Source organism: Marinicauda pacifica (genome assembly GCF_004793635.1).
Classification (GTDB): Bacteria; Pseudomonadota; Alphaproteobacteria; order Caulobacterales; family Maricaulaceae; genus Marinicauda; species Marinicauda pacifica.
On record NZ_SRXV01000014.1, the window covers coordinates 1 to 337 of the forward strand.

At 70.6% G+C, this 337-nt stretch carries 1 pseudogene; it reads left to right on the plus strand.

Going from position 1 to position 337, the window contains the following annotated elements:
- Window positions 1–78: 78 nt before the first annotated feature.
- Window positions 79–337 (plus strand): annotated as a pseudogene (locus E5162_RS14220) (hypothetical protein); the annotation flags it as partial.

The window sequence follows — 337 nt, forward strand, 5'->3', positions numbered from 1 at the left end:
CCGTCGAGGCGCGCGCCCATGGCCCCGGCCTGGCCCGCGTCGGCGGCTACGGCGCCGCGTCCTAAGGAGACCCATCTGATGCGACCCACTCTTACCCGGAGGGCCCTGCTTCTGCTCAGCGCCAGCACCCTGACCGCCTGCGCCGCGGGCGAACGCCTGTCCTATGTCGGCCAGGCCCCGCCCATGAGCCCGATGGAAAATATCGGCTCGATGAATATGGGCGCACCTACTCCGGCGATTTACGGCTCCCAGGATCCCCAGACGCGACACGTCGCCCAGCTTCGCTCCATCGCCGCGACGCGCGGCCTGGACGCCAATCCGGGCTCGCTGTGGCGGG